Here is a 21,568-nt window from a genome sequence, read left to right as displayed (position 1 = left end):
AAACGAGTGAAATCAGTTGGGTGGCGTTGCGTCCGATGTGGACAAACACTACAAACGGAGATGACACCGTTGCCAGCCACCGCACAAGAGAGAAATGAAAAATCCAAGTCTTATGGCACTTGCTCCTATTGAGGAAGCCATTGCCGACATCCGGGCCGGGCGCATGGTCATCGTTGTGGATGATGAAGACCGTGAAAACGAGGGCGATCTCGTCTGCGCCGCCGAGAAGGTCACACCGGACATCATCAACTTCATGGCCAAGTATGGGCGCGGCCTCATCTGTCTTTCACTGACGGAAGAACGCTGTGACGAACTCGATCTACCCCTTCAGGTCGCCAACAACACCTCCGGGTTTGGGACGGCCTTTACCGTCTCCATCGAAGCCAAACGGGGTGTGACAACCGGAATTTCGGCAGCCGACCGCGCCACGACGATTCTCACGGCCGTCAACCCGGCTACGCGCCCGGAGGACCTGGCGCGTCCCGGCCACGTGTTCCCCCTGCGCGCCCGGCGTGGCGGCGTGCTGGTACGTCCGGGGCAGACGGAAGCCAGCGTGGACCTGGCGCGCCTCGCAGGACTAACGCCGGCCGGAGTGATTTGCGAAATCATGAATGACGACGGTACGATGGCGCGCTTGCCGCAACTCATTGAGTTTGCCCGCCGGCATGGGCTGAAAATCGTCTCGGTTGCCGATCTGATCCGGTACCGGCTCGCCAATGAAATCCACGTCCGCTGCACGGCCGAGGCCATGGTGAACCTGCCCAGTGGGCGGTTTCGCGCCATGACATTTCGCAGTGACATCACCGATGAGGTGCATCTGGCGCTGGTGATGGGAGAACCCGAAAAGAAAGAGGACGCGCTGGTGCGGGTGCACTCGCAAACCCTGCTTGGCGACGTGTTTGAAGAAGCCAGCGACGAGGCCGGCCGGTGGCTGCGGTGTGCGCTCGACAAAATTGCTGCTGAAGGGAGTGGCGTCCTGCTCTATCTCCGGCAGAAACATGCCGGAACGCACCTGGAGGAGCATCTGCGGGCGATTGCCAACGGTCAATCTGTCGTTCACGGGAGCGTCCGCGACTATGGCACCGGGGCGCAAATCCTGCGTGCACTGGGGCTGCATCGCATCCGCCTGCTCACCAATCATCCCCGCCGCCTGACGGCGCTGGAAGGGTTTGGTCTGGTGTTTGTCGAGACGGTGCCCCTCGATGCCTGACCGCTGGCGACACCTGGCCGGGTTCCTCACCGTGGCGTTTCTGGCTGGTGGGGTGCGCTTTGGCGTTCGGGTGGCGCGTGGCGATGCCACCTTCTGGGAACAAAGCTACGGCTTTTATTTCGATCTGGCCCAGAAGCTCGTCCGGGAGCACACCTTCTGTCTGGACGCGCTCACCTGCGCCTACTGGACGCCGCTGTATCCGGCATTCCTGGCGCTTGTCACTGGCGGCGAACGAAACTTTCTGTCCATTGCGGCCGCACAGTCGGCTGTTGGCGTGGTAACGGTCTGGTGCGCCTACCATTTGGCGCGGCTGTGGTTCAGCGCGCCGGCCGGGTGGCTGGCTGCTGTAGGTACGGCGCTGTATCCCTACTTTGTCGTCCATGACACGGCGCTTCAGGAAACAGGACTCTACACGGCAACCGTTGCCCTGGCGACGCTGGCGCTGGCCCTTGTGCCGGTATCCAGTCATCCACTGCGTCAGGCGCTTTTGGCGGGCGGTCTGACGGGCGTGGCCATCTTGGTACGTCCTTCCTTGGTGCCGATTGCGCCACTGGCGCTTGGCTGGCTCTGGTGGAGCTGTCAGTCCACATCACCAGGTCGGCGGTGGTTGGTGGTTGGCAGCTATGCCCTGGCGTTGTTGCTCGTGCTGCTGCCCTGGCTGGCGCGCAACTGGCTGGTCGTGGGGCGTCCGGTGCTGACGACCCGTCTGGGACACTCACTCTGGATAGCGAATAATCCCCAGACCTTTACCCATTATCCGGTCGAAAGCATTGACCGCAGCACGGCGGCGGCCTGGGCTGCCATGACACCAGCCGAACTGGCCGAAGTCGAACGGGCCACGCGCCGTGAAACGGACCTTGACGACTGGTTTCGCGCCCGGGCGTGGGCCTATATCCGGTCACATCCGGGGGCGACTGCCTGGGGAGCGTGCCGCAAGCTGGGCGCAGCGTTCTGGTGGCAGCTCAATCCGGTCAAAGGCCGGATGGAACAGCTCATCTATGGGGTGTCTTACGTGCCCGTGATGCTGCTGGCCGGAGTTGGACTATGGCTTCTGGGACGCCGGAAAAACTGGCCGGCGCTGCTTCTGTGCGTGGCGCACGTCTTGGCTTTCAGTGTGGTCACGGCGGTTTTCTGGGCGCATACCAGCCACCGGAGTTACCTGGATGTGTATTTCATCATCCTGGCGGCAGGGGCGTTGGCCTCATTCCGGCGACCGGACGCCCGGCCGCTGCTCAGTTGGAAATAAAACTCCCCTGGCATCGAAGTTTGTCGGAAGGACAGCGCGACGGCCCTACCTGCTCATGGTGAATCAGCTTGCGCCGGAGCCGACCGATACAGGATGTCATAGCCCTTCAACTTCGCCACCGTGGTGTACTTTTCCGAGAAAGCCTCCGGGATTCCCTTGGTCTCCTTAGCAAGATGTCTTATTTGCAGTACCCGCTTGACAATCACCCATTTCACCTGCCGGCGCTCGGCTTCTTCTACAATCTCTTTTGGGGAAAAAGGCGTAGCTGTGCGGTCAAAAATGACCATCGGAAGGGGATTGCGTCGCTCCGTCATCACGTAAAACGGGTCTTCCTGCGGAATACATACCACCGGCTCGGATTCAGGAATGTGGTCAGCCACAAAATCCAACAATTCAGCAAAGTTACCAAGGTAGGGACTACAAGCCGTAAAGTCGCGGAGGGGACCCGAAGAAGTGGTCTGTAACGATGCTCCCCACTGGTCAACATAGCGCAGTCGGACGTTGTGGTACACATACGGAAAGGCCGCCAGGGTCAGGCTGAAGGTGATCCCCCAGCACACCAGCGGCTGCCAGCGGTCACTGCCAAACGGACTCACCGCATAGGCTACCATCAGTACGAAAAACGCCCATATTCCGTAGGATGACCGGGTATAGCCTTGGGAAAGAAACGAAAAAAATGTCAGAATGACGATTGCCCACGGGAGCATTGCCCACATCAACCGTGACGAAAACAACGCTGCCGGCAAATGCCACAGCCCAACCACAAGGGTGAGGATCATGACCGGAACCCACAGCGACAACAACGGATAATTGAACCCAATGAAGAAGCGTCCACAGAGCCAGGTTATGGCGCTCACAACAATAAAAGGCCCCAGCAAAAGTGCCAGACTGGCGGTTGTTACCCAGGACGGTCGTACCACCTCCCCTTTTCGCTGCCATAGCCACCAGCCAAGTACCAATGCACCCCCTACGACCCAAGGCGCATAGTTTCCGTAGGTCTCTGGAATAGTCGGGCGTGCCAATCGGCGGCTGGCAGAAACAAAGACCCAACGCCAGTAGTTCCCCAACCCACAGGTCAGCCCCAGCCACACCACTACCCCAACCGCGCCCGCCACCACTCCCGCCCCAAACCATCGCAACCCCACAACATCCAGCCCTTCTTCCCCTTTGCTTCCTTCTCGGCTCTCCCCCTCCGCACGCCCTCCTACCCACCGCTCACGCACCCACCCCCACCACACCACCACCCCCACCACCAGCAACACATACGGATACCCCACATTCTGCTTCCCCAGCGCCGGCAACACCGTCGTCACCCCACCCAAAAACGCCACCACCGCCCCCACCCGCCGCGTCGCCACCCACTGCAGCAGGTTCAGATTCAGCAACACCAGCCAACAGGCGTCCGGGTCATAAAACGGATGCGGATAAATACTGTGCGGTGCCAGCCATACCAGCGGCACACACAACGCCACCCCACTCCACCCCGGCACCAAAACCCGCACCAGCCCGTACGTCAGCAGCACGTACCCCACGTTCACCACCGTGCAGTACCACGCCGTCACCCCATAGCTGAACCCAAACACCTTGATCAGCGTCGCCTGCACGTGAAACGTCAGTGGCGAATGCGGCAACCCGAAGTCCCGGTACATCACCTCCCCCTGCGCTATCCGCCACGCTGTATCCACGATGTAGGCATAATCCCCCAACACCCCAATCCGCCCCGTCTGCCACTGGTGCACCGCCCCAGCCCCCACCGCCAAAACACAAACGGCAAGCCACAGAAGGGCTTGCCGCCACACCCCACGCTCCCCCAAATGTGCAACCGTCTCAGTCAATCCGAATGCAGATTTTCCCAAAATGTCCACCCTGCGCCATCAACCCAAACGCCTGCTGTGTCTCTTCAAGGGTGAAGATTCTGTCCACTACCGGACGAATCCGGTTCTGCTCCAAGGCGCGGTTCATCGCCTCGAACATCTCCCGCGACCCAACAATGATGCCCTGCACGCGGATGTTCTGCATCAGCACCGGCGCAATGTCAATTTCGCCAGTCCGCCCGGACAATACCCCGATCAGGCTGATATGACCGCCAAACCGGACGGAACGAATGGACTTAGCCAAAGTGCCGGTACCACCTACTTCAACCACATGATCAACACCGCGGCCGGCAGTCATCTCCCGCACGGCTTTGTCCCAGTCGGGAGCCTGCCGGTAGTTGATGACTTCATCCGCCCCCAAGGCCTTGGCGCGTTCGAGCTTTTCATCACTCCCGGAGGTGATGATGACCCGGGCACCGGCGGCTTTGGCAAACTGGAGGGCAAAGATGGAAACGCCGCCTGTCCCCTGGACGAGTACGGTATCCCCCGGCTTGAGCTGTCCGTGGGCGATGAGCGCACTCCAGGCTGTCAGCGCCGCACAGGGCAGGGTGGCCGCTTCTTCGTCATTCAGATAGTCCGGGACTTTGACCACCCCTTCCTGCGAAAGCGCACGGTACTCGGTCAGCATGCCATCGAGCGGGCCACCCAGGGTCGTTGTGCGCACCTTTTCCACGGCCGGCTCACCGGCGGTCCATCCCTGCGCAAAAATCCCGGCCACCCGGTCTCCAACGGCAACGCGCGTGACGCCATCCCCAACCGCCACAACCTCCCCCACACCGTCAGACAGCGGAATCAACGGGAGCGGCTGCTTGGGGTTATAGACCCCGGTTACTGTCATCAGATCGCGATAGTTGAGGGATGTAGCCCGCACTCGGATCAAAACCTCTCCAAACTTCAGCTCCGGGTGAGGGCGCTCAGTGAGACGAAGGTGCTCAATTCCAAACTGATCAGCAAGTTCAACGCACTTCACAGCAGAAGACCTCCCAACTGGAACTCTCAGGCTTCGGCCCGCCGGAAGACCAGCGAAACATTGACCCCACCAAAGCCAAAAGCATTACTCATGGCATAGTCGAGGGACATTTCGCGGGCCTTGCAAGGCACACAGTCCAAGTCAAACTCCGGTTCATCGAGATTTATCGTCGGCGGGATGCGCCCATCCCGCAGCGCCAGTACTGCGACGACGGCTTCCAGCGCGCCGGCTGCCCCCAGCAGATGACCGGTCATGGACTTCGTTGAACTGACCGCCAGCGAAGTCGCAGCCGCACCGAAAACCTGATGGATAGCTGCCGCTTCGGCAGCATCTCCGGCCGGAGTGCCCGTCGCATGGGCATTGAGATAACCAACCTCGGCCGGGGCAATGCCGGCATCGGCCAGCGCCTGCCGCATAGCCCGCGCCGCGCCGTCGCCAACCTCGCTTGGATGCGTCAGGTGAAAAGCGTCGGCGGATTGTCCAAAGCCAACAACCTCTGCCAGCGGACGCTTCCCCCTCGCCAAAGCCTGTTCCCGTTCTTCCAGAACGAGAACGGCCGCCCCCTCGCCCATGACAAAGCCATCCCGCTGCCGGTCAAATGGACGGCTGGCCCGCGCCGGTTCAGCGTTGCGCGTGGAAAGGGCGCGCATGGCCGCAAAACCGCCAATACCGGTCGGCGTTACGGGCGCTTCCGCACCCCCGCACAGCATCACATCGGCATCCCCTGCCTGAATGATACGGAAGGATTCCCCAATGGCGTGTGCGCCGGAAGCACAGGCCGTGGCCGAAGCGAGATTCGGTCCCTTCGCCCCAAAGCGGATCGAAATCTGTCCACTGGCAAGGTTGATGATGGCGGACGGAATGAAAAACGGTGAAACCCGGTGCGGACCTTCACGGTGCAGTTTCGTGTGCTCGCGCTCGATGATGGTCAACCCACCCAGCGCCGACCCAATGTGAACCCCTACCCGGGCCGCATGGTCACCGTTGATGTGCAACCCACTGTCGCGCATCGCTTCCTCAGCAGCGGCGATGGCGTAGTGGATGAACGGGTCCATCTTTTTGATCTCTTTTTTCTCGATGAACGCCGCCGGGTCAAAACCACGCACCTCGCCGGCGATGCGGACGGCAAACGCTGTGGCGTCGAAGCGCGTGATGGGGCCAATCCCGCTTGTCCCGGCCAGCAATGCCTCCCAAGTGGCCGGGACATCCAGCCCAAGGGGACTGACCACCCCGACGCCAGTGACGACGACACGCCGTTTCATGACGCAAAACCTCCACGGTCGCGGTGCGCGGGCAAACAGCTTGTGGAACGCACAACCTATCCGAGCTTGGACTGGATGTAGCTTATTGCATCCTTCACGCTCAGGATTTTCTCGGCGTCCTCATCAGGAATTTCGAGTCCGAAGTCCTCCTCGAAACGCATGACGAGTTCGACCGTATCGAGTGAATCGGCACCCAGGTCCTCAATGAACTTGGCCTCCGGGGTCACTTCACTTTCATCCACGCCGAGTTCCTCGACGATGATAGCCTTGACTTTCTCTTCAACGGATTGCTCTGCCATGAGCGAATGCATCCTCTCTCTTCTTCAGTATTTGGCATGTGCCGGCCCGTGACGGACACGCACCGGCACACGAAAAATCGGCGCACGTTAACTTGTCCGGTAGTCTGCCGCAACCGTTTCGGCAAGCACAGGCGGCGGCAGAACACTCCGCCGCTCGCCGCCCACCACCACCATGACTGGCGCGCCTTTGAGCCGCCAGCCGTCGAAAGGGCAGTTGCGCGCTTTTGACTGCCACTGACGCACATCCACCACCGTTTCGCGGTGGATGTCCAGTATTGTCATATCCGCCGGGCAGCCAATTTGCAACGTCCCACCAGGCAGGTTGAAGGCGCGCGCCGGGCCGGTCGAAAACAGCTCGATGAGGCGCAGCAACGGAATGCCCTGCTGCCAGTAGAGCCGGTCAAGCATCAGACTCACGGCGCACTCCAGTCCCACCACCCCGAAGGGCGCGTGCAAAAGCACCTGGTTCTTTTCCAGCGTTGTGTGCGGCGCATGGTCGGTCGCCAGACAAGTCACCGTGCCGTCAGCCACACCTTCGAGCAGGGCTTCGACATCCCCGGCCGTACGCAGCGGCGGATTCATCTTGGCCAGTGGCCCCAGCGTCAAGACAGCGGATTCATCAAGCGTCAGATGATGCGGTGTAACTTCACAGGTAATCGGCAAGCCCTCGGCGCGGGCGCGCCGCACCAGTTCCAGCGAACCGGCCGTGCTCAGATGGGCAATGTGAATATGCGCCCCCGTCAGGCTGGACAACACGACATCCCGCGCCACATCCACTTCCTCGGCGGCGCGCGTCATCCCCCGTACCCCCAGACGTGTGGACACAGCTCCTTCATTGATGACGCCGCCGGCCGCCAAGTCACGATTTTCACAGTGATCAATGACCGGCAATCCAAAGTCGCTGGCATATTCCAGCGCCCGTCGCAACAGGTTGGCGTTGGCAATCCCATGTCCGTCATCCGACAGGGCGACGACCCCGGCCGCCGCCATCCCACCAATATCCGCCAGAGCTTCCCCCTGTAATCCTTTGGTCACAGCGCCGATGGGATACACGCGGCACGCAGCAGCTTCCCGCGCCCGGTCGAGGATGTAGCGCGTAACCAGCGGCGAGTCATTGACGGGCAAGGTGTTCGCCATGCAGCACACGGCCGTGAAGCCGCCGGCCACAGCCGCGCGTGTTCCGGTAGCTATCGTTTCCTTCGCCGTAAAGCCCGGCTCACGCAGGTGCACGTGAACATCTATGAATCCCGGTGCCACAACCAACCCGGTTGCATCCACCAGTTCCGCCTGTGGAGGGATGTCCAGATTCGGCCCCAGTGCTGCAATGCGGCCGTCCACCACCAGAACATCCATGACCGCATCCAGGTTTTGCGAGGGATCGCAGACGCGGCCGTTCCGAATGACGAGTGCCATGCGCTTGCCTAAACCTTGGCCAGGGTCAATCCGGTCTGATGCTGATACTTGCCCGCGCGGTCACTGTAGGAAACGGCGCATTCCTCGTCCGACTCGAAGAAGATGATCTGAACGAATCCTTCTTCGGCATAGAGCCGGACTGGCAGGTTGGCCGCATTGTACAGCTCGATGACCAGCCGCCCCTTCCAGTCGGCTTCGAGCGGCGTGGTGTTCTGAATCAGCCCACAACGCGCATAGGTGCTTTTTCCAAGAGCAATCGCCGTGACGTTGCGCGGCATCTGGAAGTGCTCAATCGTCACCCCCAGCGCATAAGAGTGAGGCGGCAGCAACCAGTAGTGGCTGCCGTCGGCCGCCGTTCGCAGCGGAATGTCCAGCAGGTTGTCGGGATTGAAGTTTTTGGGGTCCACTTCCGTCCCCTGGATCGGAGAAAAGACCTTAAACTCATCCCGCGCCAGACGACAGTCATAACCATAGCTTGACAGCCCACAGCTTATGATGCGCCGGTCTTCGACCTGCCGGATGAGCCGCCGCTCAAAAGGCGAAATCAGGTTATACTCTTCGCACATGCGAAGGATCCACTTGTCCGACTTAATCACGGTTGGTTTCCACAGCGTGTAACAGCATGGTGAGGTGGTGAAGGCCGGTCGTGACCCCGAAACCCGATGATATGGCAGTTCATCCCATCCGACTCAAGCTCTTTCTTGCCGTCGCCGGTCTGATGCTCCTGATGGTCCATCCCCTGCGCACCACAATCCTCGCCGGGACAGGCGGGAACAACCCTGCGCCGCAGCGTCCGCGCTCGGTGGAATCGCCAGAAAACCAGACCGGCCCGCTGTCGGAAGTGGGCTTTTACCGTCTTGTCCAGCGTGTGCGCCAGGGACAAATCACCACTGACGCGGCCATCCGGGAGTTGCGCCAACGCGGCATCGCCTTTGAAGTCACGGACGAAGTTCTGGACCGTGCCCGCCAGCTTGGCGCACCCGGCGCACTCATCACCGCCTTGGTCGAACTGACGTTTCAACCATCGCCAAAACCATCCCCAACGGCGCGTCCCCAACCCACCCGCACCATACCGTCCGGCCCTGTCCCTGCCAGTTCGGCGCCACCCCGCGACCAGGCAGAACCGGTCAGTGATGAGCCGTCGGAAGCGTCCGCAGAAGACGAAACAGCGCGTCTCAGCCAACTGCCGCTCATCGAACAGGCCCGGTTTCATGCCCTGCGCAGCGCCGACGACCTCCCGGATTTCATCGTCACCCAGACCATCCGCCGCATGGTGCGGGACGGTCGCGGCCAGTGGCAAACGCGCGACATCCTTGAAACGGAAGTCCGGGTCGAAGGCGGACGCGAACGGGTCGAACTGCTGTCCATCAACGGACGCGCCACCCAACGGCGCTATGAAGACGTTGGCGGCGCGACTTCCGTTGGCGATTTTTCCGGCCAGCTTGCCGCCCCGTTTCTGCCCAGCACCAATACCCGGTTCCGTGAAGCCAGACGGGAACGCTACCGGGGGCGCCTCTGTCGCGTGTATGACTTCGTTGTTCCCAAGGCCAATTCCGGCTACACCCTCACTGTACGGCTCTCCGACGGCACACCGCAGCGCATTCAGGTCGGCTATCAGGGCAGCCTGTGGATTGACGAAGCCACCAAGCGCGTGCTGCGCATCGAACATACGGCAACCGACATTCCACCAGGCTTTCCCATGTCGCAGGTCGAATCGGCCGTGGATTACGACTGGGTCACGATTCTCGGCAAGAACTACTGGATGCCGCTGACGGCTGAGACCATCCAGGTGAGCGATGCCTATCGCCAGGCTTTTCGGAATGTCAGCGAGTTTCGGAACTACCGAAAATTCGAAGGCGACGTCAAAATCATCGAGTGAAAACCGCCCTGAATCCCATGCCTTTCCGACCGCTTGCCGCGTGTTTCTGTCTGCTCTGGTTACTGTTTGGTGCAATTCGCACTCCGGCGCAGCCCCCATCGTCCGTGGCCGCCATTCGTACGCTGCTCGACAGGCAGGTAGCCGCCTGGAACCGGGGCGATCTGGAAGGTTTCATGGACGGTTACTGGCGCTCGCCGGAACTGACCTTTGTTTCCGGTACGACCGTGACCAAGGGGTGGGAAGCGACGCTGGTGCGCTACCGGCAACGCTACCAGTCCGAAGGACGCGCCATGGGAACGCTTGACTTCCAGGACCTCGTCATCGAGATGGTCGGGCCGCGCGCGGCACTCGTACGCGGGGCCTGGCGGGTCGTACTTCCCGAACAGATCACTTCCGGGCGCTTCACCCTCCTGGTACGGCGTTTTCCCAACGGCTGGCGCATCGTTTATGACCACACTTCCTGACGCGCAGGCGCCCTGCCGCCAGCCGGACAGTGACGGCAGCCGTCGGCTTTTGTCGCTTTTGCCCGTGGGATGAGTTTGCTATAACGGGCGGGGAAGGCCCATCCGGTGAACCCCGCACCGGTGGCATGTGACCTCGATGAACCGTACCCTGCCCGCAGACTTCTCCATCTCACCGAATGTTCACCCACCGGTTGTCCCCACGCGGCGGGGGGTCTGGAGTTGGCTTCGCCACTGGCAGCGAACGCTTTTTATCGTGTGGGTTCTGGGGCGCTTCGCCTGGATGCTGTACCGCGACCTCCGACGCGCCCGAGTTCACTCAGACGGCGGCAACCTGGCCGTACTTCCGGCTGAAAAACTCGAAGCCCAGGCAGCCCGGCTGCGCGAACAGCTCATCCGGCTCGGCCCGACGTTCATCAAGATCGGGCAGGCACTGGCCACCCGCGCCGACCTGCTGCCGGTGCCGTTCATTCAGGAACTGGCCAAGCTCCAGAACCGTGTGCCGCCGTTTCCAAACAGCGAAGCCTTCGCCATCATCGAGAGCGAGTTGGGGGCGCCCGTCAGCCAGCTTTTCCGCACCGTTGACCCGGAACCCGTTGCCGCCGCCAGTCTGGGACAGGTCTATCGCGGCGTCCGGCACGACGGGCAGGAAGTGGCCATCAAGGTGCAACGCCCCAATCTCGTGGCGCGCATCAGCGAAGATGTGGACATCCTGCGCCGTCTTGCCCGGTGGATGGCCAGCTCGAAACGGCTCTTCAAAGGTAACGACTGGGTTGGGATGATTGATGAGTTCGAGCGCACGATCTATGCCGAACTCGATTACCGCAACGAAGGCCGCAATGCCGAACGCTTCCGGCAGAACTTTGCCGACTGGCCACGGGTTCACGTGCCGACCATCTTCTGGGAACAGACGACCTCGCGGGTCATCACCATGGAGTTCCTGCGTGGCATCTGTGTGACCGATCTGGAAGGGCTGGCCGCCGCCGGCATTGACGCCAAGGAAGCCAACGAGCTGATGTATCGCACCTACTTCAAACAACTGCTCGAAGACGGCTTCTTTCACGCCGACCCGCATCCGGGCAACATTCTCATACTGCGCGACGGACGGCTGGCCTTTTTTGACTTCGGCATGGTCGGGCATATTTCCCCAACCCTGCAGAGCCAGATGGTCAGCGCCTTTTTCCACCTTATCGAACGTGATGCGCCGGGCATCGTCCGGGATTTGGTCGGGCTGGGATTTCTTTCGCCCGAAGCCGATATGGAAGATTTTGCGCGCGTCGTCGAAGACCTGTTCCGGCGCAAACTCGATGTCAACCTCTCGGAAGTCCGCTTCAAGGACCTGACTTACGACCTGGGCGACATCATCTACCGCTACCCCTTCTCGACGCCTGCTTCGTTCACCTTCATCATCCGGGCGCTGATGACTCTGGAAGGCATCAGCATCACGATGAACCCGCGCTTCAACTTCCTTGAAGTTGCCCTGCCCTATGCGCGCGACTTTCTGTTCCGGCGCGAAAGCGCGCAACTGCGGGAAAAGGTCTGGGCCAGCCTGCACGATGCCCGTAATGGGAAGCTCAACTGGACGCGCGTGTGGAATCTTGCCCGGACGGCGCTGGCGCTCTATTTCGCCTGAAGGGTTGTCCGGCGGCGGTGCCGCCACTCCGCCCAGCGGTCACGCCACCACCGCCGCCAGCGGGTTCGCCATCCCTGCCGGCGTTTGTACTCCGCCTTGTAGTCGAGCTTTTTGGCAAACACCCGCGCAGCCAGCTCCAGGCCCGTCAGATCAATTGCCGCCAGCGCCGCGCATTCTTCCGGCGACAGCCCAAAGGCGCGAGCTGTGTTTTCCGGCGCGGCCAAAAACTGCTCCCGGAAAGCTTCATCGGCATAGAGCCGCGCCAAAAAGGCTTCAAAGTGTGGCGACGACATTGGTGCGTACGTTCTGGTTGGCGTCCCGGTCGGCGCGCCCCCGTGCCAGGGCGGCACGTGCGGCATCGAGTTCATCCAGAAGCTGGGCAAAGGGCGGATAGTCGCCGTCGCGCTCCAGAATGACGACCAGCGGCCGCGCCGTCCGCCGCGCCACCTCGGCCAGCAGGTCAAACACCGGTTGTGGCGTTGCGTGGCGGTGGTCGTCGAGCAGCCGTCGCCCCGGAAAGCGCGTCGCCTGCACCCACTTCCCGCCTGCCAGGTGGATGTAGCCGACCCGTTCGAGGGGAAGCCGGGCGATGGCTTCACGGGGGTCAAAATCGAAGTTGCAGGCGTTGGCGTACAGGTTGTGCAGATCGAGCAGCAAACCGTTTTCCGTGGCGGCCAGGATGCCTTCCAGCCACGTCACCTCATCGAGCGCACTGCCGGGCGGCTCGATAATGGTGGAGATGTTCTCAACCAGTGGATTGCTGCCGACAATGGTGCGTGCTGTGGCGAGATTGCGTGCCGTGCCCTCGATGGTGGCGGCTGTTCGCGGCGGCGCGGCCAGGTGGCCGACTTCAACGCCGCCGCCACGTACAAAAGCGAGATGCTCCGACCACAGCCATGGCTCGACCTCACCGATGAGACGGGCCATGTGGTCAAGCCGAACGGGGTCAGCCGGTGCGGTCGAGGCCAACCCCAGGGAAACGCCGTGCAGCACCAGCGGCACTTGCCGCCCCAGCCAGCGCAACGCCTGCCGCTCCCTGCCCGGTGCGTCGAAGTAATCGTCGGCGATGACTTCCACCACCTCGATACGATCCAGGTTAGCCAGGATGTCGGCTGCCAAAGGGGCGCGCCATCCAAGACCGACGCGATCGGGCAGGGTTTCCACCATATCCAGTCACCATCAGACTTACGACCATCAGGCAAGTGGGAACAACAGTAACCTAGCTACAGCCACCACAGCCGCCGCCACAACTGCTGCAACTACCGCCGTCGCTGCTGCACGAACTGCTGCAGGAACTCCCACAGGATGAACTGTCGGTTGGAGCCTTGGGGAAGGCTTCCCGGACTTCAGGGAAAACCTCCGCCGGCAGGGCCGCGACACCATAGACACCGGCCAGCAGGGCAATCTGCGCCATCGAGGCGTTGGCTTTGAGGGTTGCGGCCTGGGCGCGCATGCCTTCAAACAGCGATTCCAGCGACTTCACAACATAGTTGCCAAGGCGCGTCCGATAGTCTCCGCTAAAACTCCAAGCCCAGATTGCCGCAACAATCATAATCAGCAGGGTAAAGCCGATGTTGCGGTATCCATGCCACAAGGCCACCCCAATCTTGGTCAAACCGACCACCAGGATGAGGATCAGAGCAAACAGCGCCCGACTGGTACGGGCCTGTTTCTGGGCTTCAGAGGGCAACAAGCCGGCGTTCTCCAGCTCTTCTTTGTAAAGATCATCCACCTGCTGTTTGAGACCACCCTGCTCAAACATTTCCTCCGGCTTCCGTGGAGTTGTGAAAAAGCGAAGTACGGCTCTTTCCAGAGGAAATGGCAGCGACTTCGCATCACAGTCCGGCGCGGTCACGAGCTGCTTTTCCTTTTTTTCCGACGACTCGTTCTGCAAAAGCATCAGGTGACGGGCTTCGATGAGGACGGCCGTGGCCACCCGTAGGGCCTCGTTGGCTCCCCCGCGCAGGTAGGCCAGTCGGTAGGGGTCAGAAGTATCGAACTTCGTCAGTTCCCTGACCGGCTCGGCCACGATTCGCCGCACATACAGCATTGCGATCACGGTCGCACAAGCCAGCAGGTAAGCCAGCAGAAACGCGGTTTTGGGCAGGCAGATGATGACGACGGTGAAACACAGGAGCAGGGTAAACCAGGCGATGACAAACGCCCGGACCACCCAGGCGTCATCGCCTGTAAGAGAAGTCGCTTGGTTTGTGGTTGGGGTTACAGATTTCCACGGGTCGGAAGGCTTGGGCGTGCTGACTGGGTAGGAACTCATAGGCTACCTCCTGGCATCGAGCCTGACGTTATCAAGAAGCCCATCGGTCTGAGAGGCGATGACCAACGAAACATGACGCAGATGAACTGGTTTACCGCGGCCCCTTTCAGCTCTGCCATTTACACCACGGTACGCAGGCGATGTGACATCTTTGTTTAAAATCCGAAGGTGCCAACAATTGCCAGCCAGCTTCTGTGGCCCACATCAGGACCGGATGCCCTGGAGCGGCAAAGGCACAGCCGAAGTCAGCGTGTTTCGCCTGGTTATTTTTAGACTGAAACCGTTCTGCACACCACCGTCTCCCGTTCGGGATGTCTTTCCTATCCAGCCTGAAACGCGATACCTTACCAGTTTGCCAGGATATGTTTGCTCAAATCACTATGGTCTCCAAAATCCCAAGCGCCAGCGTGGCGTTGCCAATGACACACGAGTTATCTGATGAACTCCCGTTGACCAACGAGGGGACAGGCGATATTCCCGACACACTGCCGTTGTTGCCGCTGCGCGACATTGTCATCTTTCCATTTCTCATCGTTCCCCTTTTTGTACAGCGCGAGAAATCGCAACGTGCCATCGAAAACGCCCTCCCCAACCGGCGTCTGATTGTGCTCGCCACCCAGCGCAATCCAGAGGACGAGGACCCGACCGGCGATGACCTGCACCGGGTTGGTACGATTGCGGCTGTGATGCGCCTGCTCAAAACCGGCGATGGCCGGGTGCGGATTCTCGTTCAGGGATTGGCGCGGGCGACACTTCTGCGTGTGACCGACGAAGCCGGCTACCTGCAGGCGCAGGTGCAAACCATTCCTGAAGCCTCGGTCGAGATGACCCTGGAAGTTGAAGCCCTGGTCCGCGCGGTCAAGGGATTGCTCGAACGGATTGTCACCCTGGGCAAGCAGATTTCTGCCGAAGTGCTCGCCATTGCGGCATCCCTGGATGATCCGGGCCGCCTGGCTGATCTCTGCGCCTCCAACCTCGACGCCAAGCTCAGCGACGCCCAGGCGATTCTCGAAGAAGCCGACCCCATTGCCCGTCTGCGGCGCGTTCACGACCTCATGGCCCGCGAAGTGGGCATTCTCACGGTACAGCAGGAAATCAGCAGCCAGGCCAAGGGTGAGATTGACCGCTCCCAGCGCGAGTTCTACCTGCGCCAGCAGCTCAAGGCCATTCAGCAGGAGTTGGGTGAAGTTTCCGATGCTGGCGACGAAGTGGCGGCCTACCAGGAGAAAATTGCCGAAGCCCGCCTTCCCGAACCAGCGCGGGAAGAAGCGACGCGCCAACTCAAACGCCTTGAACGGCTCCACCCGGACGCCGCCGAGGCGGGGCTGCTGCGGACGTATCTGGATACCCTGCTGGCGCTTCCTTGGAACACCTTTTCGGAAGACCACATTGACCTTCAGCACGTCAAAGCCGTCCTCGATGCCGACCATTACGGCCTCGAAAAGGTCAAGGAGCGCATTCTCGAAGCCCTGGCAGTACGGCGGCTCAAACCGGATACCAAAGGGCTGTTATTGTGTCTGGTCGGGCCGCCCGGCGTGGGCAAGACCTCTCTCGGCCGGTCGGTGGCCAAAGCCATCGGGCGCAAGTTCGTCCACATTTCACTGGGTGGCGTCCACGACGAAGCTGAAATCCGTGGGCACCGCCGAACCTACGTGGGTGCCATGCCCGGACGCATCATCCTTGGGCTTCAGCAGGCCGGGACGAAAAACCCGCTGATGCTCCTCGATGAAGTGGACAAACTGGGCAACGACTTCCGGGGCGATCCGGCCTCGGCGCTGCTGGAAGTGCTTGACCCGGAACAAAACCACGCCTTCCGTGACAACTACTTGGGTGTGCCGTTTGACCTTTCAAAAGTCATGTTCCTGCTGACGGCCAACGTCACCGACACGATTCAACCGGCCCTGCGCGACCGGCTCGAAATTGTGCGGTTGCCGGGCTACACCCAGGAAGAAAAACTCGTCATTGCCCGGCGGCATCTCGTGCCCAAGCAGCTTGCCGAGAGCGGCCTGACCGGCAAGCATCTGGCCATCACGGAAAGCGCCCTGCGGATGACCATTGCCCGCTACACCCGTGAGGCCGGCGTCCGCCAGCTTGAACGCGAAATTGGCAAGATGTGCCGCAAGGTGGCGCGGCGCGTCGCCGAAGGCGACAGCGGGAAAGTCACCATCACGGCCGCCAATCTGTCTGATTACCTTGGCGTCCCGAAGTTCAAAGCCGACGCCATTTTGTCCCAGGATCGCATCGGCGTGGCCGCCGGATTGGCCTGGACGAGTGTCGGCGGCGACGTGATGCACGTCGAAGCCCTCCTGCTGCGCGGCAAGGGCGGGCTGCTTCTGACGGGCAAGCTGGGTGAAGTCATGAAGGAATCCGCCCATGCGGCACTGTCGTATGCCAAGTCCCGCGCCCGCGAACTGGGTATCGAGCCTGATGTTTTCACGCAGCATGACCTCCACATTCACGTCCCGGAAGGCGCGATTCCAAAGGACGGACCCTCGGCCGGCATCACTATGGCCACGGCCATGGTTTCGGCGCTGTCCCGCCGTCCCGTCAGGCGCACGGTGGCCATGACGGGCGAAATCACCCTGCGCGGCGATGTCCTGCCCGTCGGTGGCATCCGCGAAAAAATCCTGGCGGCGCGGCGGGCCGGCATCAAAACCGTCATCCTTCCGGCGCAGAACCAGCCGGATGTCAGCGACATCCCGGCGGAACTCGTCAAAGGTCTCAAGTTCATCTATGTGCAGGAGGTCAGCGAAGTGTTTGCCGCAGCGCTCGGCAAGGCGGCAAAGACTTTGCCGGCCAAGGGAGTCAACAAATGAAACGCAACCACTGGACGCACCTGCTCTGTCTGCTGGCACTGGCGTGGTTCAGCCTGGCGGACGCATCCGCCTTGGCAGCGCCCCGGCATACAGACCTGAACACCACGGAAGACGGGCATGAGTATGCCCCGCTGCAAACCGTCAAGCTCCGCTACAAAGACTGGACCTATCCCGGACTCGACGGCCAACCCATCAACCTGCGGACATGGATGAAGGGCAAGAAACTTGTGCTGGTTGTGTACTTCGCGCCCTGGTGTGGCAACTGGCGCTATGAGGCCGAAGTTCTGTCCCGCCTGCACGCCAAATATCAACCGCATGGGCTGGGCATCATTGCTGTCAACGAATACGGCACTACCGACGAGACCAGGGCCTTTTTTGGTGAAGCCGGCGCGCCTTACCCGGTTGTGGTTGAATCCGAAGACCGCCACCGGATTGGTGAGACCTCCCATGCGCTGTACCGGCGGATGACGGGCGACTTCCGCACTTACGGTTCCCCCTACAACATCTTCCTTGAGCCAGCAGCAGTCATCGAAACGGGTGAGGTGCTGGCGGAGCAGGTTACCGTCGCCAATGGTGAACTCATCGAAGCCGAGGCCGAGGCGTTCATCCGTGACAAGCTGGGACTGCCGGCGGGTTCCGGGCCAACGGCAGCCCCGCCGGACAAGCCGGCCTCACCAATGCCACGCATGCGCTGATGACTGACCTGCTGCCGCGTCTGTCTGCCCAGGAACTCAATGACTTGCTGCACAACGCTTTTCCGCTTGTGCCGCCAGGGTTGTTTTGTGTCGAAACCGTAGAACCCATGCGGGTTCGGGTGCGGATGCGCAGGCTCGAAGAGCACATTCGCCCCGGCGGGACGCTTTCCGGCCCGGCGCTGTTTACGCTGGCGGACACAGCACTGTACCTGGTCGTTCTGGCCATGTGCGGCCCCGTGCTGGAAGCCGTCACCAGTGAGATGACGATTCACTACCTGCGGCGTCCGGTCGCGCACGACGCCATCGGCGAGGCTACCCTTTTGCGATTGAGCCAAAGATCGGCCGTCGGCGAGGTTCTCATCCGTGTTGCTGATGACCCGACACCGGTGGCTCATGCCGTCGGAACCTATGCCCTTCCAAAAAACGCTAGCTCGTTGGGCCAAGCCACCAGCGACAGCTCCGCGTGATGATATTTTTCCTGAAGACTTTGGCAAACCGGGTTACTTTCCGGCTTCTTCAATTCCAGCTCTGGTAACAAACAGTACCTTGGGTGATTTGTCGGCATAGGACAGGGAGCTTTTCCACACATAGCCTTTTTCTCTGTCCCGGATGTTGACCAACAAGCCTTCCATTCTGACCATATCGCACTTCCCAAGTCTGAGAAGGACTTCTCCGACGCTTTCATCGGCTGGTAAAAGTGCCAGATAGCTGATTGAGTTGTTGATTTCCCTGGGATCAATTTCGCCGGGGATGTAGCTGTAGTAAAACTTTTCGGAAATCTCATCAAAGAGAATATTTCTGCAATTGCAGTTACTTCCCATTTGCCGCCACCCGACCCACAACCTGATGGGGGCAATCATTCCAAGCGGGCTGGTAAAGTCAATTTCTGACTTCAAGACCCTGGCCCGGATGGCATAGTTGGCTAATGGTACGATTTCATATCCTTTGAACTGGAATGCAGTGGCTTTGGTTTCCGTCTGAAGTGGCTGGTACTTCAGCCCGTACTCTGACTCATCCACCTTCCTGATGGGCGGAGGTGTTTTGCTTACAGCCTCAGTTCTGTTTGCGCTGTTCCGATTTTCCGACAGCTTATTTCCTGCTTCTTCTTTTTCCAAAAGCTCTGAGGCTTGAAGCGAGTCCATGTTGCCGATACTCTTTTTCCAGGTCATCGTTCCGTACGGCAGACAATGGGAGACTAGAAACGTAAGCGCAAAAGGTAAAGCAAAAAGCTGCTGTATTCCCCACATACGGCTACCTCCTAAATCTTGTGTGAAATCCAGGAATTGAAATCTGGAACCGATAGCTGTTTTCAGAAACCAACTCACCGGTTTCTTCTTGCGTGGGAAAACGGCTGCTGTGTTACAGCAATGAAAAATTGGCAAAGATCAACTGGAACACGCCCGGAGAATGCTTCATTGCCCACTTGGATGCCTGCTGGCTTTTGCTTAGGCTGTCCTGAATGGGTCAGCCTGATCGGGGGTATTGTCCGGGCGGACTGGCGAAATTGACATTGCGCCGGTGCTGATGCAGAACATCCGCGTGCAGGGCATCATCGTCGGGTCACGGGAGATGTTCGAGGCGATGAACCGTGCCCTGGAGCAGAACCGGATTCGTCCGGTGGTGGACAAAATCTTCACCCTTGAAGAGACGCAGCAGGCGTTTGGGTTGATGGCGCAGGGTGGACACTTTGGGAAAATCTGCATTCGGATGGACTGAGGTGATTTCGATTTTTGGTGGGCGTGAGTTATGGCGGCAAGCCCTTCTGTGGCTTGCCGTTTGTGTTTTGGCGGTGGGGGCTGGGGCGGTGCACCAGTGGCAGACGGGGCGGGTTGGGGTATTGGGGGATTATGCCTACATCGTGGATACAGCGTGGCGGATAGCGCAGGGGGAGGTGATGTACCGGGACTTCGGGTTGCCGCATTCGCCACTGACGTTTCACGTGCAGGCGACGCTGATCAAGGTGTTTGGGTTCAGCTATGGGGTGACGGCGTGGTACTGCACGGTGGTGAACGTGGGGTACGTGCTGCTGACGTACGGGCTGGTGCGGGTTTTGGTGCCGGGGTGGAGTGGGATGGCGTTGTGTGTGCCGTTGGTGTGGCTGGCGCCGCACTGTATTTATCCGCATCCGTTTTATGACCCGGACGCCTGTTGGCTGGTGTTGCTGAATCTGAACCTGCTGCAGTGGGTGGCGACGCGGCGGGTGGGTGCGGTGGTGGCGTTTTTTGGCGGGGTGACGGCGGTGTTGCCGGCGTTGGCGAAGCAGAATGTGGGGTATCCGTATGTGGTATTGGTGGTGGGGGTAGTGGTGTGGTGGGGGTGGTTGCGAGAGCGGTGGGCAGGTGGGCGTGGTGGGGAGTGGAGTCAGGAAGAGAGCAAGGAAGAAGGAACAGAAGAGCTGGATGTTGTGGGCTTGCGGTGGTTTGGGGCCGGTGTGGCGGCGGGTGTGGTTGGGGCGGTGGTGTGGCTGGGGCTGACCTGCGGGCTATGGAACTACTGGCGGTGGGTTTTTGTTTCTGCCAGCCGCCGGTTGGCACGCCCGACCATTTTAGAAACCTATGGAAACTATGCACCGTGGGCACGGGGGCTGGTATTGGTCTTGGGCTGGTGGTTGTGGCAACAGAGAAGAAACTTCGCTAACTTGCCTTGGGTGAGCACTGCGAGTGTTACACTTATATTGGGACCCTTTGTGGTTACAAGTGCTATCACCTGGCTTTGCGAGCATTTTTTTTTCAGTCTGAACTATCCACTTTTGTCATTGTGGGTTCCAGTAATGCTCCTTACCTTTGGTGCTGGGTTATGGTATTTGCCGTCAGCATTGTTCTCGTCGCGGCTGATTTGGACATTGCTGCCATGGATCGCTGTCATCCTGACGTTCTTTTCATTTCTTTCCCAAGGCTATACCCGGTCATCCTATGGAATATGGGCATTTTTCGCGCTCATGGTGGCTTATGTGGTGAGTCCGTTTGGCAGCGACCGCCGGCAGCCGCTGGTGTGCTGGGGGATTGCCATCGCCCTGACATTGGCGGCTTTTCCTTATGTTTACCACAATGTCCGATTGCGTTACGTTGACCACACAGGAGACGTATTGCAAACGGCCTATTCAGGTCCTCTTCGCCGCTTTACAGTTGATAGTCCTTACCTCAGCAACTTCGCCGAACTGTTGGATTTTGTGGCTGACCGCATTCCTGAAGCCGAGCCAGTGGTATGTGTTCCACAGGAGGATCCGTTTTACGTGATGACGGGGCGACGCAATCCCCTTCCGATGGTCATCTTTGACCGCACAGCTACACCTTTTTTCCCGGAAGATATTGTGAACGAAGCCGAGCGCCGTCAGGTGAAATGGGTGATTGTCAAGCGGGTGCTGCAAATGGAAAAGATACTGGCAGAGGAAATAGAGGGCATTCCAGAGGCTTTTTCCAGGAAGTACACTATAGTGGCAAGGCTGAAAGGCTATGACATCCTCTATCGGTCGGCTCCGGCGCAAGCTGATTCACCCTGAGCAGGTAAGCCGCTATGCTATCCCTCCACCGAGCTT

At 60.1% G+C, this 21,568-nt stretch carries 20 protein-coding genes; 10 read left to right on the top strand and 10 right to left on the bottom strand.

Annotated elements, in window-relative coordinates; all coding sequences use genetic code 11:
- Window positions 1-112 precede the first annotated feature (112 nt).
- The gene (gene ribB, locus J8C01_RS07730) at window positions 113-1,210 is read left to right on the top strand and encodes a 3,4-dihydroxy-2-butanone-4-phosphate synthase (RefSeq protein ID WP_211424759.1); all 1,098 of its coding nucleotides are present in this window, start codon (window positions 113-115) and stop codon (window positions 1,208-1,210) included.
- Window positions 1,203-2,456, top strand: a complete 1,254-nt coding sequence (locus J8C01_RS07725) for a glycosyltransferase family 39 protein (protein ID WP_211424758.1) — start codon at window positions 1,203-1,205, stop codon at window positions 2,454-2,456. The genes ribB and J8C01_RS07725 overlap by 8 nt, the downstream gene beginning before the upstream one ends.
- A gap of 53 nt (window positions 2,457-2,509) precedes the next feature.
- Here the strand turns inward: J8C01_RS07725 and J8C01_RS07720 are convergent, their stop codons facing one another.
- From J8C01_RS07720 to dcd, 6 genes are all read right to left on the bottom strand, one after another.
- The gene (locus J8C01_RS07720) at window positions 2,510-4,195 is read right to left on the bottom strand and encodes a hypothetical protein (protein WP_249355421.1); all 1,686 of its coding nucleotides are present in this window, start codon (window positions 4,193-4,195) and stop codon (window positions 2,510-2,512) included.
- An 88-nt stretch (window positions 4,196-4,283) separates the two neighbouring features.
- A complete protein-coding gene (locus J8C01_RS07715; protein WP_211431533.1) occupies window positions 4,284-5,300 on the bottom strand; it encodes a zinc-dependent alcohol dehydrogenase family protein in 1,017 nt (338 codons plus the stop codon).
- A gap of 26 nt (window positions 5,301-5,326) precedes the next feature.
- A complete protein-coding gene (fabF, locus tag J8C01_RS07710) occupies window positions 5,327-6,562 on the bottom strand; it encodes a beta-ketoacyl-ACP synthase II (protein ID WP_014100052.1) in 1,236 nt (411 codons plus the stop codon).
- 56 nt (window positions 6,563-6,618) lie between these two features.
- Window positions 6,619-6,873 carry an acyl carrier protein gene (locus J8C01_RS07705; protein ID WP_014100051.1) on the bottom strand — a complete coding sequence of 85 codons (255 nt, stop codon included), beginning with the start codon at window positions 6,871-6,873 and terminating at the stop codon, window positions 6,619-6,621.
- Between the two features lie 75 nt (window positions 6,874-6,948).
- Window positions 6,949-8,274: a dihydroorotase gene (locus J8C01_RS07700; RefSeq protein ID WP_211431532.1), complete on the bottom strand. Its 1,326-nt coding sequence runs from the start codon at window positions 8,272-8,274 to the stop codon at window positions 6,949-6,951.
- An 8-nt stretch (window positions 8,275-8,282) separates the two neighbouring features.
- Window positions 8,283-8,870 carry a dCTP deaminase gene (gene dcd, locus J8C01_RS07695; RefSeq protein WP_371821086.1) on the bottom strand — a complete coding sequence of 196 codons (588 nt, stop codon included), beginning with the start codon at window positions 8,868-8,870 and terminating at the stop codon, window positions 8,283-8,285.
- 71 nt (window positions 8,871-8,941) lie between these two features.
- On the opposite strand from dcd, the gene J8C01_RS07690 reads away from it, so the two are divergent.
- From J8C01_RS07690 to J8C01_RS07680, 3 genes are all read left to right on the top strand, one after another.
- Complete coding sequence (locus J8C01_RS07690; RefSeq protein WP_211431531.1) at window positions 8,942-10,153, top strand: hypothetical protein; 1,212 nt, start codon at window positions 8,942-8,944, stop codon at window positions 10,151-10,153.
- Between the two features lie 17 nt (window positions 10,154-10,170).
- Window positions 10,171-10,617: a YybH family protein gene (locus J8C01_RS07685; RefSeq protein ID WP_148263982.1), complete on the top strand. Its 447-nt coding sequence runs from the start codon at window positions 10,171-10,173 to the stop codon at window positions 10,615-10,617.
- Window positions 10,618-10,753: 136 nt separating this feature from the next.
- A complete protein-coding gene (locus tag J8C01_RS07680; protein ID WP_211431530.1) occupies window positions 10,754-12,247 on the top strand; it encodes an ABC1 kinase family protein in 1,494 nt (497 codons plus the stop codon).
- On the opposite strand, the gene J8C01_RS07675 is transcribed toward J8C01_RS07680, so the two are convergent.
- The 3 genes from J8C01_RS07675 to J8C01_RS07665 are packed head-to-tail and all read right to left on the bottom strand — an operon-like array spanning window position 12,235 to window position 14,522.
- On the bottom strand, window positions 12,235-12,540 hold the full coding sequence (locus J8C01_RS07675) for an Os1348 family NHLP clan protein (protein ID WP_014100045.1): 306 nt from the start codon (window positions 12,538-12,540) through the stop codon (window positions 12,235-12,237). The two genes, J8C01_RS07680 and J8C01_RS07675, sit on opposite strands and share 13 nt — an antisense overlap.
- Entirely contained in the window at window positions 12,521-13,414 is an 894-nt protein-coding gene (locus J8C01_RS07670) for an MbnB/TglH/ChrH family RiPP precursor modification enzyme (RefSeq protein WP_211431529.1), read from the bottom strand. Before J8C01_RS07670 ends, J8C01_RS07675 begins: the two co-directional genes overlap by 20 nt.
- A 52-nt stretch (window positions 13,415-13,466) precedes the next feature.
- Window positions 13,467-14,522, bottom strand: coding sequence for a TIGR04222 domain-containing membrane protein (locus J8C01_RS07665; protein WP_211431528.1), 1,056 nt, complete (start codon window positions 14,520-14,522; stop codon window positions 13,467-13,469).
- Window positions 14,523-14,884: 362 nt separating this feature from the next.
- On the opposite strand from J8C01_RS07665, the gene lon reads away from it, so the two are divergent.
- The 3 genes from lon to J8C01_RS07650 are packed head-to-tail and all read left to right on the top strand — an operon-like array spanning window position 14,885 to window position 18,500.
- Complete coding sequence (gene lon / locus J8C01_RS07660; protein ID WP_249355418.1) at window positions 14,885-17,338, top strand: endopeptidase La; 2,454 nt, start codon at window positions 14,885-14,887, stop codon at window positions 17,336-17,338.
- Window positions 17,335-18,033, top strand: coding sequence for a TlpA family protein disulfide reductase (locus tag J8C01_RS07655; RefSeq protein ID WP_211431527.1), 699 nt, complete (start codon window positions 17,335-17,337; stop codon window positions 18,031-18,033). Before lon ends, J8C01_RS07655 begins: the two co-directional genes overlap by 4 nt.
- The gene (locus tag J8C01_RS07650; protein WP_211431526.1) at window positions 18,033-18,500 is read left to right on the top strand and encodes a PaaI family thioesterase; all 468 of its coding nucleotides are present in this window, start codon (window positions 18,033-18,035) and stop codon (window positions 18,498-18,500) included. The genes J8C01_RS07655 and J8C01_RS07650 overlap by 1 nt, the downstream gene beginning before the upstream one ends.
- 33 nt (window positions 18,501-18,533) lie before the next feature.
- Here the strand turns inward: J8C01_RS07650 and J8C01_RS07645 are convergent, their stop codons facing one another.
- Window positions 18,534-19,280: a hypothetical protein gene (locus tag J8C01_RS07645; protein ID WP_211431525.1), complete on the bottom strand. Its 747-nt coding sequence runs from the start codon at window positions 19,278-19,280 to the stop codon at window positions 18,534-18,536.
- Window positions 19,281-19,515: 235 nt separating this feature from the next.
- Between J8C01_RS07645 and J8C01_RS07640 the strand changes: the two genes are divergently transcribed.
- Together J8C01_RS07640 and J8C01_RS07635 are read left to right on the top strand one after the other, a co-directional pair.
- Complete coding sequence (locus J8C01_RS07640) at window positions 19,516-19,749, top strand: zinc-binding dehydrogenase (RefSeq protein WP_249355414.1); 234 nt, start codon at window positions 19,516-19,518, stop codon at window positions 19,747-19,749.
- A 178-nt stretch (window positions 19,750-19,927) separates the two neighbouring features.
- Window positions 19,928-21,532: a hypothetical protein gene (locus J8C01_RS07635; protein WP_249355411.1), complete on the top strand. Its 1,605-nt coding sequence runs from the start codon at window positions 19,928-19,930 to the stop codon at window positions 21,530-21,532.
- The last annotated feature ends 36 nt before the right edge of the window (window positions 21,533-21,568 follow it).

The sequence above is a fragment of the Chloracidobacterium sp. D genome (assembly GCF_018304685.1).
Classification (GTDB): domain Bacteria; phylum Acidobacteriota; class Blastocatellia; order Chloracidobacteriales; family Chloracidobacteriaceae; genus Chloracidobacterium; species Chloracidobacterium thermophilum.
Note: the sequence above shows the minus strand (reverse complement) of the source record. Positions and strands in the feature narration are given on the sequence as shown.

Coding starts and splice junctions, on each gene's coding strand:
- J8C01_RS07725 (WP_211424758.1), top strand. CDS start 1,203: ATGCCTGACCGCTGGCGACACCTGGCCGGGTTCCTCACCGTGGCGTTT.
- J8C01_RS07685 (WP_148263982.1), top strand. CDS start 10,171: ATGCCTTTCCGACCGCTTGCCGCGTGTTTCTGTCTGCTCTGGTTACTG.
- J8C01_RS07675 (WP_014100045.1), bottom strand. CDS start 12,540: ATGTCGTCGCCACACTTTGAAGCCTTTTTGGCGCGGCTCTATGCCGAT.
- lon (WP_249355418.1), top strand. CDS start 14,885: ATGTTTGCTCAAATCACTATGGTCTCCAAAATCCCAAGCGCCAGCGTG.
- fabF (WP_014100052.1), bottom strand. CDS start 6,562: ATGAAACGGCGTGTCGTCGTCACTGGCGTCGGGGTGGTCAGTCCCCTT.
- J8C01_RS07645 (WP_211431525.1), bottom strand. CDS start 19,280: ATGTGGGGAATACAGCAGCTTTTTGCTTTACCTTTTGCGCTTACGTTT.
- ribB (WP_211424759.1), top strand. CDS start 113: ATGGCACTTGCTCCTATTGAGGAAGCCATTGCCGACATCCGGGCCGGG.
- J8C01_RS07655 (WP_211431527.1), top strand. CDS start 17,335: ATGAAACGCAACCACTGGACGCACCTGCTCTGTCTGCTGGCACTGGCG.
- J8C01_RS07700 (WP_211431532.1), bottom strand. CDS start 8,274: ATGGCACTCGTCATTCGGAACGGCCGCGTCTGCGATCCCTCGCAAAAC.
- J8C01_RS07690 (WP_211431531.1), top strand. CDS start 8,942: ATGGCAGTTCATCCCATCCGACTCAAGCTCTTTCTTGCCGTCGCCGGT.
- J8C01_RS07705 (WP_014100051.1), bottom strand. CDS start 6,873: ATGCATTCGCTCATGGCAGAGCAATCCGTTGAAGAGAAAGTCAAGGCT.
- J8C01_RS07670 (WP_211431529.1), bottom strand. CDS start 13,414: ATGGTGGAAACCCTGCCCGATCGCGTCGGTCTTGGATGGCGCGCCCCT.
- J8C01_RS07635 (WP_249355411.1), top strand. CDS start 19,928: ATGTACCGGGACTTCGGGTTGCCGCATTCGCCACTGACGTTTCACGTG.
- J8C01_RS07665 (WP_211431528.1), bottom strand. CDS start 14,522: ATGAGTTCCTACCCAGTCAGCACGCCCAAGCCTTCCGACCCGTGGAAA.
- J8C01_RS07680 (WP_211431530.1), top strand. CDS start 10,754: ATGAACCGTACCCTGCCCGCAGACTTCTCCATCTCACCGAATGTTCAC.
- J8C01_RS07650 (WP_211431526.1), top strand. CDS start 18,033: ATGACTGACCTGCTGCCGCGTCTGTCTGCCCAGGAACTCAATGACTTG.